The organism is Phocaeicola plebeius DSM 17135 (genome assembly GCF_000187895.1).
Classification (GTDB): Bacteria; Bacteroidota; Bacteroidia; order Bacteroidales; family Bacteroidaceae; genus Phocaeicola; species Phocaeicola plebeius.
Genome location: NZ_DS990127.1, coordinates 191,465 through 206,893 on the forward strand (window position 1 = coordinate 191,465; position 15,429 = coordinate 206,893).

A 15,429-nucleotide genomic window follows, 5' to 3' on the forward strand; every position below is an offset into this window, starting at 1 on the left:
CTATAATTTCTTTACGTACCCCACAGGTATTTCTACAGTAGCATAGCCCAGATGCTCAATGCGTATCATTACCTGTGAATGATCCTCCAGCTCTACCAGCTCTCCTTGAAGTCCCTTCAGACTTCCCTTGATGACTTCCACTTTTTCTCCTGGAGCTAATGGCTCACTTTGAAAACGGATAGTCTCGTCCGAAAAATCCAGCATAAACTTAAACTTTTCCATCTCCTCGTTTCGGATGATGGCAGGTCGCCGGGTCGCCGGGTCTATCAGACATCCCGTCAGTGACGGTAAGTTCTGTAATAGTTCAATACGTCCTTTTTCGTCCGTACAGATAAAAATCAGCATGGGAATGACCACTTGTTTGATTTTCTTCTTACGGTCACTCCATTGGCGTATGACCTCTTGTATAGGCAGAAAATGGACAACTTTTAGCATTTCGAGTTTTTCTGCCGTTTTCTTCTCGTGATGCATTCTTACATAGAAAGCATACCAGTGTGTTTCTTTTTTCGCTTCCATTCAGCTTATATAGTCTGGTGATTGATACAGATACCCTTCAGGTACCATTCATACAGGCGGTGAATACCTTCGTCTATCTCCACTTTGTGGTGCCAGCCCAGGCTGTGCAGCTTGCTCACGTCGGTCAGTTTGCGCAGCGTGCCGTCCGGTTTCGACGCATCCCAGCGCAGTTCCCCCTTGAAGCCGATTTCCTTCATGATTTTCTCCGCCACTTCACGGATAGACACCTCCTTGCCCGTACCTACGTTGATGTGGCAGTTACGTATTTCCGTGATGCCGTCCGTATTCTTCTGCGCAGCATCGTATGTCTGCTTGAAATCCACGTTCAGCAACACGTGTACGCTGGCGTCTGCCATCTCCTCACTCCACAGGAACTCACGCATCGGTTTTCCCGTACCCCAGAGTGTGACTGCTTCCGGCGTAATGCCGAACTTTGCCAGTTTCTCCAGAATCTCCTGATGGGTGTTGTTTCCGTTCACCCCTTCCACCGGACGCAGGTTGATATCCTTGCACACCGCATCCCAGTCACCCTCATTCAGGCACTTGGCCAGGTGAATCTTACGGATCATGGCCGGCAGCACATGGCTGTTCTCCAGATGGAAGTTATCGTTCGGACCGTAAAGGTTGGTCGGCATTACGGCAATGTAGTTCGTGCCATACTGCAGGTTGAAACTCTCGCACATCTTCAGTCCCGCAATCTTTGCGATGGCATACGGTTCGTTCGTATATTCCAGCGGAGAGGTGAGGAGCACCTCCTCCTTCATCGGTTGCGGAGCCTCACGCGGATAAATGCACGTGCTGCCCAGAAACAGCAGTTTCTTCACCCCGTGGCGGAAACTCTCTCCAATCACGTTCTGCTGAATCTGCAGGTTCTGGTAGATAAAGTCCGCACGGTATTGCAGGTTGGCCATGATGCCTCCCACGTGTGCAGCCGCCAGAATCACCGCATCCGGCTGTTCCTCGTCGAAGAACGCCTTAACCGCCATCGGATCCAGCAAGTCCAGTTCCTTGTGCGAACGTCCCACCAGGTTATTGTAGCCCCTTTCCTTCAGGTTGTTCCAGATAGCGGAACCCACCAGTCCGTGGTGTCCCGCTACATATATCTTAGCCGATTTGTCCAACATAATAAACCTCCGTTTCTTAGTAGAAAAATCTCGTTTTTAACTTTTACTTTTTAACTATTAACTATTTCACGATTCCCTTTTCTAGATACTCTGCCAGGTTTGTACGGATCTGTTCTCCCGCCTTTTCCACGGCCACTTTTGCCATATCCGCATCCACCATAATCTTCACCAGTTCCTCGAAAGTCGTTTTCGACGGGTTCCAGCCCAGTTTTGCTTTCGCCTTCGTCGGGTCACCCCAGAGGTTCACCACGTCTGTCGGGCGGTAGAAATCCTCGCTGACTTCCACCAGGCATTTCCCGGTAGCCTTGTCATATCCCTTCTCGTTGATACCTTCACCCTTGAATTCCAGTTCGATACCCGCATACTTGAATGCCAGGTAGCAGAATTCACGTACACTGTGCTGTACCCCCGTAGCAATCACAAAATCTTCCGGCGTTTCATGCTGCAGAATCAGCCACATACATTCCACGTAATCCTTGGCATATCCCCAGTCGCGCAGCGAGTCCAGGTTACCCAGGTACAGTTTCTCCTGCTTGCCCTGTGCGATGCGGGCCGCAGCCAGCGTAATCTTACGCGTTACGAAAGTTTCTCCGCGGCGTTCCGACTCATGATTGAACAGGATACCCGAGCAGCAGAACATATTGTAAGCCTCGCGATATTCTCTTACAATCCAATAGCCATACAGTTTAGCCACCGCATACGGACTGTAAGGATGGAACGGCGTATTCTCGTTCTGCGGCACTTCTTCTACCTTTCCGTAGAGTTCCGAAGTAGAAGCCTGATAAATGCGGCAAGTATCCTTCAGACCGCACAGACGCACCGCTTCCAGCACACGGAGTACTCCTGTAGCATCTACATTGGCTGTATATTCCGGTGAGTCAAAGCTCACCTGCACGTGACTCTGTGCAGCCAGGTTATAAATTTCTGTAGGACGCACCTTGCTGATTACCTGCAAGATACTCATCGAGTCACCCAGGTCTGCATAATGCAAGTGAAAGTTCGGTTTTCCTTCCAGGTGCGCGATACGTTCGCGGAAGTCTACCGATGAACGACGAATCGTGCCGTGCACGTCATATCCTTTTTCCAATAAGAATTCGGCCAGAAACGAACCGTCTTGTCCTGTAATACCTGTGATTAGCGCTATTTTTTTCATAAAAAATAATCATTTACTCTACAAAGATAGGTAAAAAGCCCTGCCTGCCAATGGCAGACAAGGCTTTTTCTTCTGATTATATACTTTCTACTTTAAAACTTTTTGAATCTTAGAATGGCATAATCCGATTCTAGTGTCATGTATTTTTTATCTGAAGTTATTACTTTGAATGTCGTATTCACATTGTTTAGTCCGTAAGGCTCCAGTTCCCAAGTTTCTGCAGGACGTGAATTTTCTGGTGTGTCATACGTGCTCATCTCAGCCATTTCAATGGTATGGCTCGTCTCGTCATATTGGTATCTTCCTCGGAAAGAAGTTAGTTTTTGCGGACCTTGTTTTTCTGCTACTTCTACGACCCAAAGTTGGATGCTATAGTAAATACGCTCACACGGATGTACTTGGTTGTCAGCTTTGGTAGTAAATTCCAGTAACTGCCAGTGTCCTTCTACATTGCTGTTGATAGGTTCTTTCGAACAGCTATTACATAGCATGGTCAGCATTACCAGACAAAGTGTTGTATAAAAAACTTTTTTCATGTTCTTTCTCTATTAAAGGATGATTCCTGTTCTTTTGATGGTTAGCATTCCTCCCGTAGCATTCCCCAGGTAATTTCCCCGGTCTAACCCCAGTGCAGCTGAAGCACTCCATCCTTTAGCCCATTTCGGGGTATAGGTGGCCTCATAAAGCGAGCTGAACTGTTTTCGTTGCTGGTCGAGAGGAGTATTGTAAGTACCCCAGTGTCTGGCAAATGAAATAAGCATGCGATATCCCCATTCAGAAGAAGGCTGTCCGTTTATACCTAGATGATGTGCTCTTACGCGGTTGCTTCTGAAAGAAATGCTACAATCTTTGTTGTAGGCCGGTCCTGGAAGAAGCGGATTTCCCATTCCCATACCCAGATATTGCCAGGCCCCATAGATGTAGTGATTGTAATAATTATCGTTGGCGCTAATCTGGTATTCAGGGAACTGTCCCCAAAATCCATCATATAATAATGAACCACTTTGGCCTTTTGTGTTTAATCCTTCCCACACGGCTGAACTGATCCAGCGATTCTTGGGGAAGGTTATTTCCACTCCAATCTGGCCATCTTTCCATCGTCCGTATTGCCAGAACATTTGCGAATGGTCTTCGAAATAGTGTTCCAGATAAGCCCGTAACTTCCATTCGCTTAAATAATAATTCAATGCAAAGTTCCAGCTTCCTAGCATGTTTCCTTCTATATTAACCTGTTCGCCTTCAGGAGTATTACTTTCGCCAGTCTGTGGAAAGAAGGCTTTCCAGTAAGCTTTCAGGTTTTCGGGCATATCCAATACCTTTTCTGTGCTTCCGTCTTCCAATTTCAGGTATTTGTCGCCTCCGAACTGCGTAGCCATTAGAATCCCAACTTCAAATTCTAGTGGGAATTTATCTTTATTACCTAATCGTAACATTAATGACTTGCTGTGATATAGCACGTCTTTTACAAAATATTGCCCAGGCTGTACATATTTTTTTTGCCAGCCATTTTCTGCAAATGAACCATAGGCAATATGCCCTTTAAAAGCAAGCCACTCTTTTGTACCTGGTACATTCAGGTATTCTTTTATTTCTCCTCTGATTTGCGGTACAGGCTGAGTGTTTGGTCCCTCCACTAACATTCCGCTGCTCAATGCCGTATTTTTAGTGAGAGGAAATCCTGGGCGTTCTTTGCTCCCGATGCTTAGTGTCAGCATTTTCCAGGAAAAATCACCGTAAATCTGATGAATAAACACGTCTTGAGCCTGGTGTATTCCTCCTGCCATGTCTAGTCCAGCTTCAATGCGCCATCCGTGTTGAAACTGTTTACCGTAAGTGACTCCTGCCAACAGGTATCCTGAATTGGGATTTGTACTGCCCAGCCCGTATCGGTTACCAGTGAACCAAAGTGGAGCATATGTACCACCTCCGGCTGTAGCTCCTAATTCTACATGGTAGGTAAGAGACGTGTTCTCAGTCTGTGCTTGTATTAAGCTACTGGATAGTATAGAGAATAATAAAATTGCTTTTAGTTTCATAGAGGGAGTACATAAAGTTAATCTTTCTTTTTCATTTCATTCTTAAAATCGTGGTAAATGTCTTTTCCGAAAAGAATCCAGGCAGATTCAAAGATGAAAGCCAGAAAGGCAAATGCGATGATAATCATCATTTTCTTTGGAGATGAAGGAACAAGTGGTACCGTGGCCGGTTCTACTACGGCAAATACAGGTTTTGCTTCTTGTACTTTTCCACGTAGTACCTGGAGCTGTCCCATGGATTGACTGTAGATTTGTTCTGCCAGACTTAAATTTTTTTGTAATCTTTCTTTTTCAGAAGTAACGGTTTGTAAGATTACGTTTCTGTTTGCATCTGCGAACTGGGCATACTCTTGTTGTGCTGCAAAGTATTCTTTTTTATATTGTTCGCATAGATTAAGCTGGAAATCATAATCTTGCTTTGCTTTGCGAGTGCGATAATCGGTGATATATTCTTGTAGTTTATATACGGCACTATCTGCCACAATTGCTGCTGCAAGTGGGTCTTGCAGGGCTACGCTAACTTTAGTCATATTGGTCTTTACATCTGTTTCAACTTTTAAGACATCTTGTAGCATCTTGATGTGCATATCTTGCTCTTTAGTCAGTTTAAAAGGATCGATTGTTGTTACGGTATCTGGTTTTTCTTGGCTGAAAAGTGACTTGACGCCTCCTATAGCAGCTTTGGGAAGTCCTGTCACGTAAGTCCACCATGGTTTTTGTTCTATATCCAAATAGTCATAGAGTAGCATGGTTTTTCCGTCTTGAGTCTGAATTGGGACTTGAAGAACTTCTAATGCATATGGGTTAGTTTTTACAATTTCAGGAAACATATTAAAAGTAAGGGCATCCTCTCCAAATCCAGTTGAGCTGTTTACCAGTCCAAACATTGAAGCAATGCCAGATAAACCACTTGCTCCATTCATTCCAGATTCAGGTGAAAGGCTTACATATGCGTGGTAGGTTTTAGGTAAACTAAAGCCGATAACAGCTCCAATTAAAGCACTTATACCACAGACTTTGTATAATTTAAAGCGGTTATGGAATAATATTCTAATTAATTTGAAGAGGGTAATATTATTCTTTATTTCGTCTGAAGTTTCTTGCTGTTTTTTATTCTTTTCTTCCATCTTGTTCTAATTATTAATTTATGAATCCTTCGAAAAAGAACTGATTTATTATGAGTTAATTATACGTATTTTGGCTTTTTTGTAAAAGAAAGAAGGCAGAAATATTATAAAGAAATATAAGTAAGCCTTGATATAAGAAAAGTGTAATATTTCATGGTAAACTCTGATATTGTATTTTATCAGTGATAGTTTGTTTCTGGAAATAGACGATTTCCGTAAGCGATAGATAGCCAAAGGTTCCTTCATTCCATATGAAACTTTATGCTCTCTTAGAATCTTTAACCATAATCCCCAGTCTTGTCTTTTTCTTAAATGGGGGAGATATATTTTTCCTGTTTTCTGGCTGTCATAGATGGCAGTCAGGCACCCAATACCATCGTCATGTTTCATGTCTGTGTAGGTAATCTTCTTATTACAGATGACTATTCCTTGAATTTTGCTGTTTTCGTCGCAAGTCATATATGAGGTATACGATAGTACACAGTTTTTTTCAATCATGAAAGCCAGTTGTTTTTCCAGTTTTTTAGGCATCCAGCAATCATCGCTGTCACAAAATGCGATGAAACGACCCTGGGCATTTTCGATGGATTTATTTCTGCATATTCCTGCTCCACTATTTTGGTTAAGTTGAAATAATTTTATGCGGGAATCTTTTTTTATAAACTCTTGTATGATTTCTATGGTGTTATCACTGGAACAATCGTCCGTAATTAACAATTCCCAATATGGATAGCTTTGGTTAATGATGGATTCTATTGTTTCAGCAATAAAAGGGGCTGAGTTGTATGAAGGGGTGATGATAGAAACTAAGCCAAGATTTTCCATGAATTATATAGTTTGATATGAATTTTAAATAGTTTAGTAATCGTTGATTTTGAATTTATTATCCCTTAAATACTCCATATAGCATATACCTGAGTGCGTTTACTATGTTTGTTTTGTGTTTAAATTTTGAGTATTTAAACAAGCTGAAGTAACAGGCATATAATATAGCAAATATTTTTCCTCCGATTAGTTTTTGGGTAAATTTTCCTCTATCGATAAAATATTCTTTTGAGAATTTTGCAGAATCCCATTGAGAACTGCCGGGTAGTAATCGGGCAAGTGTTATAGGTACAAAATAGATGGATAACTTATTTCTCAGACAGTTATGTAGAAAAATATTTTCTTCTCCTCCCGCTTTTGATACTCCTGAACCAACTTTTTCATCAAAAAGTATATTTTTCTCTTTTATTTTGGAGAGCTTAAATGCTATTTCGACACTTGAGACTTTGAGGCAATCAAAACTATTTAATTTCTTGATATGTTGTGGGTAGTGTTTGATTGGATCTCGATTAACCTGAAATACAATAATGTCTGCCTGAGGAATATTTTGGAAAGCCTGTCTTATTGTTTCAGGATAGTTTAATGAGAAATATTCATCGTCATCACATATTATGCATATATCTCCGCATGCATTTGCTATTGCCAGGTTTCTGCTTTTTGATAGTCCGCGTTCTGTTGTATGAATGATTCGAGCTTTACATTCTTCGTTTTGGTGGTTTTGAAACGTTATATTTTCAGTTTTATTTATATCACATTGATTTACGATTACTACATCACTCTGTATATTACTTTTTTGGATGATATCTGTATTTTTTTGATGCATACAGGAAATAAGAACTTCTAGTGTCATAGTAGAAAGTATATTGAGTTATAAATATATTCAGCTTTAGGAAATAATACTGTTTTTAATCCGTAAAAAGCGATGATAGCCAGGCAGATGAGTCCAAATAGTATTTTTTTGTTCTGCTTTTTTAAATCGATAAGATAGAAAAAAAATGGGAAGGCAGAAATTATGATGAAATAATCAGCCAATCGGTTTACTATCGGTACTTTCAATAATAGCAGCTTGAAACAGAATCCCAGATAGCCAAAATAAAAAAGCTTCTTTTCAAAATCATTTAATGAGTTATTTTCAAGTAATTTAAGTCCCCAATAAAAGAATGGAATGAATATATACTTGGTAAGCGAAGTAATGATGGAAGAACTCATTTCCTCCTTTTCAAGGTGTGCAGCATAGGCTGGGGGAAGATAGTCTGTCAAGAATGAAAAAGTTTTTAAGTTTAGAAAGAAACTTCCTATGAAGGATATGATTAATATTATTTCTAACCATTTGTTATTCAGTTTTTTTACAAAAGGATACAGGTATATTGATAATAATATTATGCTAGATACATGCATGAAAAAAGCGATGCCAATCCATACTAGGCATTGCTTGGCTTTAGATTCGCAATACAAAATGCATGCATAAGTTCCGCAATGAATGGCTACGGCTTGCCTTAGCATATTCAACTGATTGTTGAATATATTTGTATAACCAATGTATAATAGGATGAAGATAAAGAGGTAAGACGCTTGAAAACGTTTTAGTATTAAAAATAATAATGTAAAATTAATCGTATAGAAGATGTAATATAAACCTTGTCCGTGGATACCTATGCTATTACATATTTTGATAATATAATAAAATAAAAATTCACCTTTTTCCTGATAAAGCTCTAATCCCCATCCGTCAAATAATCCTATATATGTAGGATAATCTGTTCCAACATAGTATTGTCCTCCTGATATGATTAACCAGATGGCGCAAAAATGAAAAAAGAGAAGGAAAAGCGCTCCGTCTGATAACTGGCAATCCTTATACTTTTTACCAAAGAAATAACTGATAGCTATCGAATAAATTAGATTTCCAAAGAAAACCATTATTTAAATTTTTTGTAGATTCGAGAGCATAATTTTGCAAAATGTTCTCCCAGTATGTTTTTAACTAGCTTATAAAGTTTTTCTTTGGGACCATGCCATGATCCGGCAAAGTGATGTATTGTATATGTATTCGAAGTGGTATGAATCTGTCCCGTTTTATAAGATTTAGCTGTAAGATAATCTGGTGAAAGCGGATGTATATGTTTATTTAAGAGTTTATTGGCTTTTAGAATCTTAAATATGATTTTGGGCAATGGAGTGGTATTCTGTGTACCGTCCTCCCGATAAAAAGATTTATTCTGGTAATAATCTAATATCAGTTTTACCCAATCTGCTTTAGGAGAAGCACCAAAGATTCCTGCTTCAATTCCTATCTGGTTCTCATATCCTAAAAGGTAATCATTGTTTAATAGAGGATTGAGACTTTTGATGACTTCTACATCCATATCCATATAGATGCCACCATAATTATATACGGCATAAAGACGTATGTAATCTGCGGCGAAAGCATATTTTTTAGCTTCGAATGCCTCTTTTACCCATTGTGAAGAATTAATGTCAAAGCAATCAAAATTCCAAAGCTTAAATTCATAGTCGGGAAGTTTCTCTTTCCAGCTTTTCATGTATTCTTGTAGCTTTTCAGGAATTGGGTCATTGCTCAACCAGCAGTAGTGTATAATTTTAGGTATCATATATCTGTTTATTCTTGTATTAGTCTTATCCATTGTTCTGAGATGCTCTCAGAACTAAATCTTTTTGAAGAGCTTATCGCGTTTATCGCATATTTTTGACGAAGTGCATCATCATTCATCAGTTCTTCTATGGCACTGGCGTAAGCCTTTAGATTGTTATCTTCCACAATTATTCCGTTTTCAGAATCTGTTATAATTTCAGATAAGGAGGGATAGCTATTGAGTGCTACGGGAACAACACCAAATTGTTGCGCTTCGGTTATTGTTAATCCCCAACTTTCCAGTTGTGAGGTCATGAGAAAAATGGAAGCGTCCCAATAATATGGCTTAGGATTTTTGTTTCCCTCAAATGAAATGTTATTCAGCTGTTTATCAGTGCAGTATTTTTTATATAAATATTCGTCGCTTCCAGTGCCTACGATTGTAAGGGTCCAGTCTGTCGACGGATTCTTCTGGCATATTTGTTCCCATGCTTTAATTGCGAAGAGAATTCTTTTAGGATTCTCTACAAGCCGAGAAACTATTAGTACCTTTTTCTGCTTTCTTTTTAATTCTTCAATTGGGAAAAAATCATTGAAAGATAGTGCGTTATGGATGATAGTAAACTTTCTGTCATCGTTTATTTTTCCAAAATCCATAAAAGGACGAATTAATTTATGCGATAAAAGTACGATTCTATCAGCATATTTATAGGTGTCGTTGTAGTAATGGGGGAATTTGTATTGTTGGTGCCACTTAATGAAAGGAAATAATCCGATTTTAATAACAGTGGGTATGATGTTATTAATTTGTATTTTATGAGGAATTATGTAGGAGAATCTGATAGACGATTTCTCAACTCCTGGAAACAAATGATGTGCAAAAATGATTTTCACATTTATGCCTTCACAGGCTTTTTTTAAAGACTTAGTAAGTCTGAACTGCCCCTGTAAGATGATAGCTTCAATCGCATTTTTTTTTATGAAGTTGATCAAAGGAGTGTGTTGGCGATGGTTCTTTAAATGTATTTTTTCTGTAAAACTGGTCCGTATATATTTTGAATCGATGTCATTGTAGTATGCTAAAAAGCATTTGCAATGAAATGTGGTAGAAAACTCCCTGCATAGGGTATCTGTAATTCTTTCAGTGCCTCCCAAATGAGGACTGACATCGAAAGTATTTACAAATAAAATATTCATTATTTGTTGTTGGTAATCTGAGTTCTTAATAATCTGTTTTTCTTTTAAAGGTATATTGGGCTTTTATAGAGACAATAATAGAGTCTTACTTGTTTTGAGAGGAGAAAAAAGCTCTCATGCAATTGTTTAACTTTAGATTATATCGTAAAAATGGATATATACATTTCCGGTTTTTATTATCTCTCCATACTTTGATATATTTTAAATATCTGTTTATGGTTAATCCTTCTGTGTGCTTATAGATGTCCTGATTTAATTGTTTTATTTGTGCGTCAAATTTAATGAGTGCTTGTGTATCCGTATTCTTGTATGCGAGGTATAATCTGTATATTCGTGACACTTCTACTACTGCTCTATAAAAAAGGTATTCTTGATATAGAGGAGTCAGATGGGCATGGCAGGTGTTATATTTGTCAATCAAAGAAAATGATAATTTTTCCATTGAATACATATTCTTCATGAGTGTCTTGGGATTTACAGTTTGCCCTGCACGGCCTAGAAGATATTTGTATAGAGGCTTTTTTAAATAATAGGCAGTCTTTACCGTTGTCATAGGGATAAATGTCCACTCCACATCTGTGTAAGATATCCCTTCGGTTTGTTTGTATTTTATGTGAATGATATTTTCTCTTTTATAAGCCACATTGTGCATATGAATATATGGAACTGACGCTTTTCTATCCGTAAAGAAACGTGGAAAGTCAAATATCTGTAATTCAGGGTATTGGTAAGAAGATTGTGAGAGCGTTTGACCTCCCTCATCTATTGTGACATAATCTGTGAGTAGTAAGTCAACATCTATTCCGTTAATGTTCTTAATCAGTTCTTCCAGAATAGGAGTTGAGAATGAATCGTCAGCATCTAATATTTTTATGTATTTTCCTTTTGCTACAGGTAGTCCTGCATTGATGCATGAACCATAATTTCCGTTTGTTTTATCAATGATGACAAAAACATCCGGATATTTTTGTTGGTAGGCTTGTGCTATTGATAAAGAGCTGTCAGAACTTCCATCATTAACAACTATAACTTCCAGATATTCTAGTCCGGTTTTTATCAAGAGTGAATCTAAACATTTGTTTAGATATTTTTCCATGTTATATGTTGGAATGATAATTGAAAGTAATTTCTCCATGGTATGAGCTTTAAAATAGGTTTAATACTTGTTCAACAATAGGTGCCATGTCATAATATTTGTATTCAGCCAGTCGTCCTCCAAATATAACATTGCTTTCTTTGTCTGCTAACGATTTGTATTTGCTATAAAGAGAATTGTTTTTTTCATCGTTTACCGGATAGTATGGTTCCATTCCGTCTTTCCATTCAGTGGAATATTCTTTGGAGATAACCGTTTTAGGGCATTTCTCAATGTCTGCTCCGAACATCTCAAAATGCTTGTGCTCAATGATCCGGGTATAAGGTATTTCTTTTTCAGTGTAATTGATTACCGCATTTCCCTGCAGATTGCTGCAATCGTGAATTTCTTCTTCAAAACGGACTGTGCGGTATTCAAGTTTGCCGAATTGGTAATCGTAATATTCATCAATTTTGCCTGTAAAGACAATTTTGCTTGCAATGCTTTCCCAATATTTCCTGTCTTTAAAGAAATCCGTATTTGTTCGAACCTCAACCCCTTCTAATAACCCTTCTATCAATTTGTTATATCCTCCGATGGGGATTCCTTGATATCTGTCATTGAAATAGTTGTTGTCGTAAATAAATCTTACGGGTAATCGTCTGATAATAAATGACGGAAGCTCTGTACATTTACGTCCCCATTGTTTCTCTGTATACCCTTTAATTAATTTTTCGTAGATATCTTTTCCAATAAGAAGCAAGGCCTGTTCTTCCAGGTTTCGGGGTTCTGAGATTCCGTCTTCCTGCATTTTGCGCAATGCTTCGGCCTTCTGTTCTTCTATTTTGGCATGTGCTGCTTCTGGAGTGGTAACCCCCCACATCTGATAGAAGGTGTTCATGTTAAAAGGAAGGTTATATAACTTCCCCTTATAATTGGCTACTGGGCTATTGGTATATCTGTTGAACTCTACGATGGAGTTTACAAAGTCCCATACCTTCTTACTGTTTGTATGAAAGATATGTGCGCCATATTTGTGTACGTTTATACCTTCTATATTTTCGCAGTAGATATTTCCTCCGGTATGAGGGCGTTTATCTATTACCAAACATTTCTTTCCTTCTTTAGAGGCCTTATAGGCGAATGTGGCTCCAAACAGGCCTGAGCCTACTATCAGATAATCATACATGTCTTTACTAGGAATATGTTGTTAATTATAAAGGAATTTCGGGTCAACTTCTTTTCTTTGTCAGGAAGTCTTTGAATGTGTAGTAGAGCTTATCTTTAGTAAGCCCTAAATAGATTGCATAGATAATAATGCCGATTGCTATACATGCAATTAAGCTTATAATACTATTCGTATTGCTTGTTAGTGTGATGGGAACAATGGCAAATGCCATGATGGCAGTTCCTATGCAATAATTAAGAAATGATTTTGATTTCCAGTTAATGGGGATGTACCTTCTTCCGATAAGCATCATGCTGAATGTGACTAAAAATTCAGCCACGAGCGTGGCTATGGCCGCGCCATCTTGTGAAAGAGAAGGTACCAGGCATAAATTGAGTATAAAATTTGATGCGGCTCCAATAGCTGTACAAATAATCACGATATTTTCTTTTCCCTGCGGATATAATATTTGTATACCCAGAATGCCCGACAAGCTAATCAGGACAATGATAGGAGATATTAGCTGCAAGGTGGTTATTGCTGCGTGATATGTGCTGCCACAGAATAAGATGATTAGTTCTGGAGCCAGAACGATTGTTCCGACAGTGATGGGCAATGAGATTGCAAAAATAAACTCTGTGGCTTTTTGAGCCAATCGGTTGAACTCTTCTTTTTGCTGGTTGGACAGCAGGTTTGTCAGCCTTGGAAGCATGACTGTGCCCAGTGCACTGGTTACTCCTAATATCATCTGTGAAAGGCGGGTTGCCGCTGTAAACAGACCTACACTCTCTGTGTCTTTAATAAACCCCAGCATTACCGAATTAAGATTGACGTATAAGCTGATAATAAGGTTTAATACAAAAATCCGTAAGGCCGGTTTAAGGTGCTTTAATGGATGGAGTTGTTTAAAAGGAATGAATGAGATGTATTTCTTTAACCGTATGAAGTTGAAAATATTTCCTCCTACCACGCCTACCACGCAATACATGCCATACCATAATATGTCTTGTGGGGTTTTGACACAGATGAAAAGAATAAAGAGTGCCGAAATCTTCACAATCAATCCCCTTATGGTAATGTATTTAAAATCTTCGATGCCTTGGTAAAACCATTCGCATCCAATGGTGGTAAATAAGATGCTTGTGCTGAGAATTAAAAATAAGGGGATATTTACTTGGATTTCAGGTATCAGCAGGCATAGGATGAAGACAAGAAGGTAGCCTAAAAAAGTCAGAGAGAAATGGAGAAGCAGGATTTCCAGTGTGGTTTTATTACATTCGTATTGATTGTCTCGTACTTTCGCAATTTCTCTGATTGCATACATGGGAATGCCCAGGCATGTAAATAAAGATATATATTGAATGATAGATTGGTAGAAGTTGACTTGTCCGATTCCTTCTGCTAACATTATCCGGGATGCATACGGAAATGTGAGTACAGGAAAAATTAAACTGGAAACGGTATTTATGAGGTTGAATATATAATTTGTTTTTATGGACTTGGACATGACCTCTATCGTGTGGTTTTAGGGTACGCTTCGCCGTTACCTGTCCCATACCAATCCATCCTGAGAAGACAAAAAAAGGTATGCAAGGTAAGCGTGATATTTCGTTTATCTTACAAAAATACCCCCTTTCATCGAAATGTCAAAAGGAAATTTCGACAAAATGAGTTTTCAAAGGGTTTTAGTAGACAAATGAGTAGAAATCATAAATACTGCATTGTTTTTTCTTGTTTTTTCCGGTCTGTTTTTCGTCTGTTCCAAAATGCAAGTACGTTTAGGAGAAAACTGTAGTGTACTAAATAAGTTGACACAATTTATTTAGTAACATGCGTAAAAATCGAAAGTTCTCAAAGGCAGAATGTCTGTCTTATCTGGAAGAATATATGTGTTCTTCTCAGAACCATAGTGAATTTGAACGAGAAAAAGGTCTGAAACGTACTACAATTAGCCGCTGGCTTCGTATCTTTGGGATTGAAGATAAACCAAGTCCCATTATGAGCAAGAAACTAAGTCAGACCGAGCAGGAGCTTCATGACCGTATTCATGAGCTCGAGCGGAAAATCAAGTCCCTGGAAGTAGAGTTGAAGCAGTCCAACATGGCCCGTGACGCCTACGACTGCATGATTGACCTTGCGGAAAAGACCTATAACATTCCGGTAAGAAAAAACTCCGGTGCCAAGTAATCCGGGGCCTGTCTCAAGGCGGACGCCGTTACCGCGTGCGTCCGCTTTGCAGATTGCTTGGCATATCAGCACAGGGATACTACAAGCATGACTATGCCTCAAACGAGGCTGACATACTCTCTGCCAGCATTGTATTGTACTGCCTGTACGTCCGCCAGAAGGAATGTCTTCCCAAGGCGGGCTGTCGGGAACTCTACACACTCTGCCGTGAATACTTCAGGGAAAAGTTCACCATAGGACGGGACAGGTTTTACAATGTGCTCCGTTCCAACTCGCTCATGCTCAGGCGGACAAGGTACCGTCCTCGTACCACGGACTCAGACACGGTTACCGTCTTTACAGGGATCTTGTAAACACTTCTCCAAGTACACGCCTGGTATATGGCCGGGCTTGGTGGTGGCGGACATCACCTATAATTCTATACCCAG

General features: G+C 39.2%; 16 protein-coding genes. 2 read left to right on the top strand and 14 right to left on the bottom strand.

Going from position 1 to position 15,429, the window contains the following annotated elements; genetic code table 11:
- The 14 genes from BACPLE_RS07765 to BACPLE_RS07830 form a co-directional block, all read right to left on the bottom strand.
- Positions 1-516 (bottom strand): UpxY family transcription antiterminator, encoded by a 516-nt coding sequence (locus BACPLE_RS07765; protein WP_007560548.1) that lies wholly within the window; start codon positions 514-516, stop codon positions 1-3.
- A 5-nt stretch (positions 517-521) separates the two neighbouring features.
- Entirely contained in the window at positions 522-1,640 is a 1,119-nt protein-coding gene (locus BACPLE_RS07770) for a GDP-L-fucose synthase family protein (protein ID WP_007560550.1), read from the bottom strand.
- A 61-nt stretch (positions 1,641-1,701) separates the two neighbouring features.
- A complete protein-coding gene (gene gmd, locus BACPLE_RS07775; protein ID WP_007560552.1) occupies positions 1,702-2,793 on the bottom strand; it encodes a GDP-mannose 4,6-dehydratase in 1,092 nt (363 codons plus the stop codon).
- Between the two features lie 92 nt (positions 2,794-2,885).
- Positions 2,886-3,329, bottom strand: coding sequence for a lipocalin-like domain-containing protein (locus tag BACPLE_RS07780; protein ID WP_007560553.1), 444 nt, complete (start codon positions 3,327-3,329; stop codon positions 2,886-2,888).
- Between the two features lie 12 nt (positions 3,330-3,341).
- Positions 3,342-4,829, bottom strand: coding sequence for a capsule assembly Wzi family protein (locus BACPLE_RS07785; protein WP_007560555.1), 1,488 nt, complete (start codon positions 4,827-4,829; stop codon positions 3,342-3,344).
- A gap of 17 nt (positions 4,830-4,846) precedes the next feature.
- On the bottom strand, positions 4,847-5,956 hold the full coding sequence (locus BACPLE_RS07790; RefSeq protein ID WP_007560557.1) for a GumC domain-containing protein: 1,110 nt from the start codon (positions 5,954-5,956) through the stop codon (positions 4,847-4,849).
- A gap of 48 nt (positions 5,957-6,004) precedes the next feature.
- The gene (locus tag BACPLE_RS07795; RefSeq protein WP_007560559.1) at positions 6,005-6,781 is read right to left on the bottom strand and encodes a glycosyltransferase family 2 protein; all 777 of its coding nucleotides are present in this window, start codon (positions 6,779-6,781) and stop codon (positions 6,005-6,007) included.
- A 58-nt stretch (positions 6,782-6,839) separates the two neighbouring features.
- A complete protein-coding gene (locus tag BACPLE_RS07800) occupies positions 6,840-7,631 on the bottom strand; it encodes a glycosyltransferase family A protein (RefSeq protein ID WP_007560561.1) in 792 nt (263 codons plus the stop codon).
- On the bottom strand, positions 7,628-8,701 hold the full coding sequence (locus tag BACPLE_RS07805; protein WP_007560563.1) for an EpsG family protein: 1,074 nt from the start codon (positions 8,699-8,701) through the stop codon (positions 7,628-7,630). The genes BACPLE_RS07800 and BACPLE_RS07805 overlap by 4 nt, the downstream gene beginning before the upstream one ends.
- On the bottom strand, positions 8,701-9,393 hold the full coding sequence (locus BACPLE_RS07810) for a glycosyltransferase family 32 protein (protein WP_040312681.1): 693 nt from the start codon (positions 9,391-9,393) through the stop codon (positions 8,701-8,703). The genes BACPLE_RS07805 and BACPLE_RS07810 overlap by 1 nt, the downstream gene beginning before the upstream one ends.
- Before the next feature lie 8 nt (positions 9,394-9,401).
- Positions 9,402-10,571 (bottom strand): glycosyltransferase, encoded by a 1,170-nt coding sequence (locus tag BACPLE_RS07815; protein WP_007560566.1) that lies wholly within the window; start codon positions 10,569-10,571, stop codon positions 9,402-9,404.
- 85 nt (positions 10,572-10,656) lie between these two features.
- The gene (locus BACPLE_RS07820; RefSeq protein WP_007560569.1) at positions 10,657-11,706 is read right to left on the bottom strand and encodes a glycosyltransferase family 2 protein; all 1,050 of its coding nucleotides are present in this window, start codon (positions 11,704-11,706) and stop codon (positions 10,657-10,659) included.
- Positions 11,707-11,716: 10 nt separating this feature from the next.
- Positions 11,717-12,835 (bottom strand): UDP-galactopyranose mutase, encoded by a 1,119-nt coding sequence (gene glf, locus BACPLE_RS07825; protein ID WP_007560571.1) that lies wholly within the window; start codon positions 12,833-12,835, stop codon positions 11,717-11,719.
- A gap of 43 nt (positions 12,836-12,878) precedes the next feature.
- Positions 12,879-14,321, bottom strand: a complete 1,443-nt coding sequence (locus tag BACPLE_RS07830) for a flippase (RefSeq protein WP_040312648.1) — start codon at positions 14,319-14,321, stop codon at positions 12,879-12,881.
- Positions 14,322-14,644: 323 nt separating this feature from the next.
- Between BACPLE_RS07830 and BACPLE_RS18585 the strand changes: the two genes are divergently transcribed.
- Together BACPLE_RS18585 and BACPLE_RS19285 are read left to right on the top strand one after the other, a co-directional pair.
- Positions 14,645-15,001 (top strand): hypothetical protein, encoded by a 357-nt coding sequence (locus tag BACPLE_RS18585; RefSeq protein ID WP_007559766.1) that lies wholly within the window; start codon positions 14,645-14,647, stop codon positions 14,999-15,001.
- A gap of 53 nt (positions 15,002-15,054) precedes the next feature.
- On the top strand, positions 15,055-15,354 hold the full coding sequence (locus BACPLE_RS19285; RefSeq protein WP_148374605.1) for a hypothetical protein: 300 nt from the start codon (positions 15,055-15,057) through the stop codon (positions 15,352-15,354).
- The last annotated feature ends 75 nt before the right edge of the window (positions 15,355-15,429 follow it).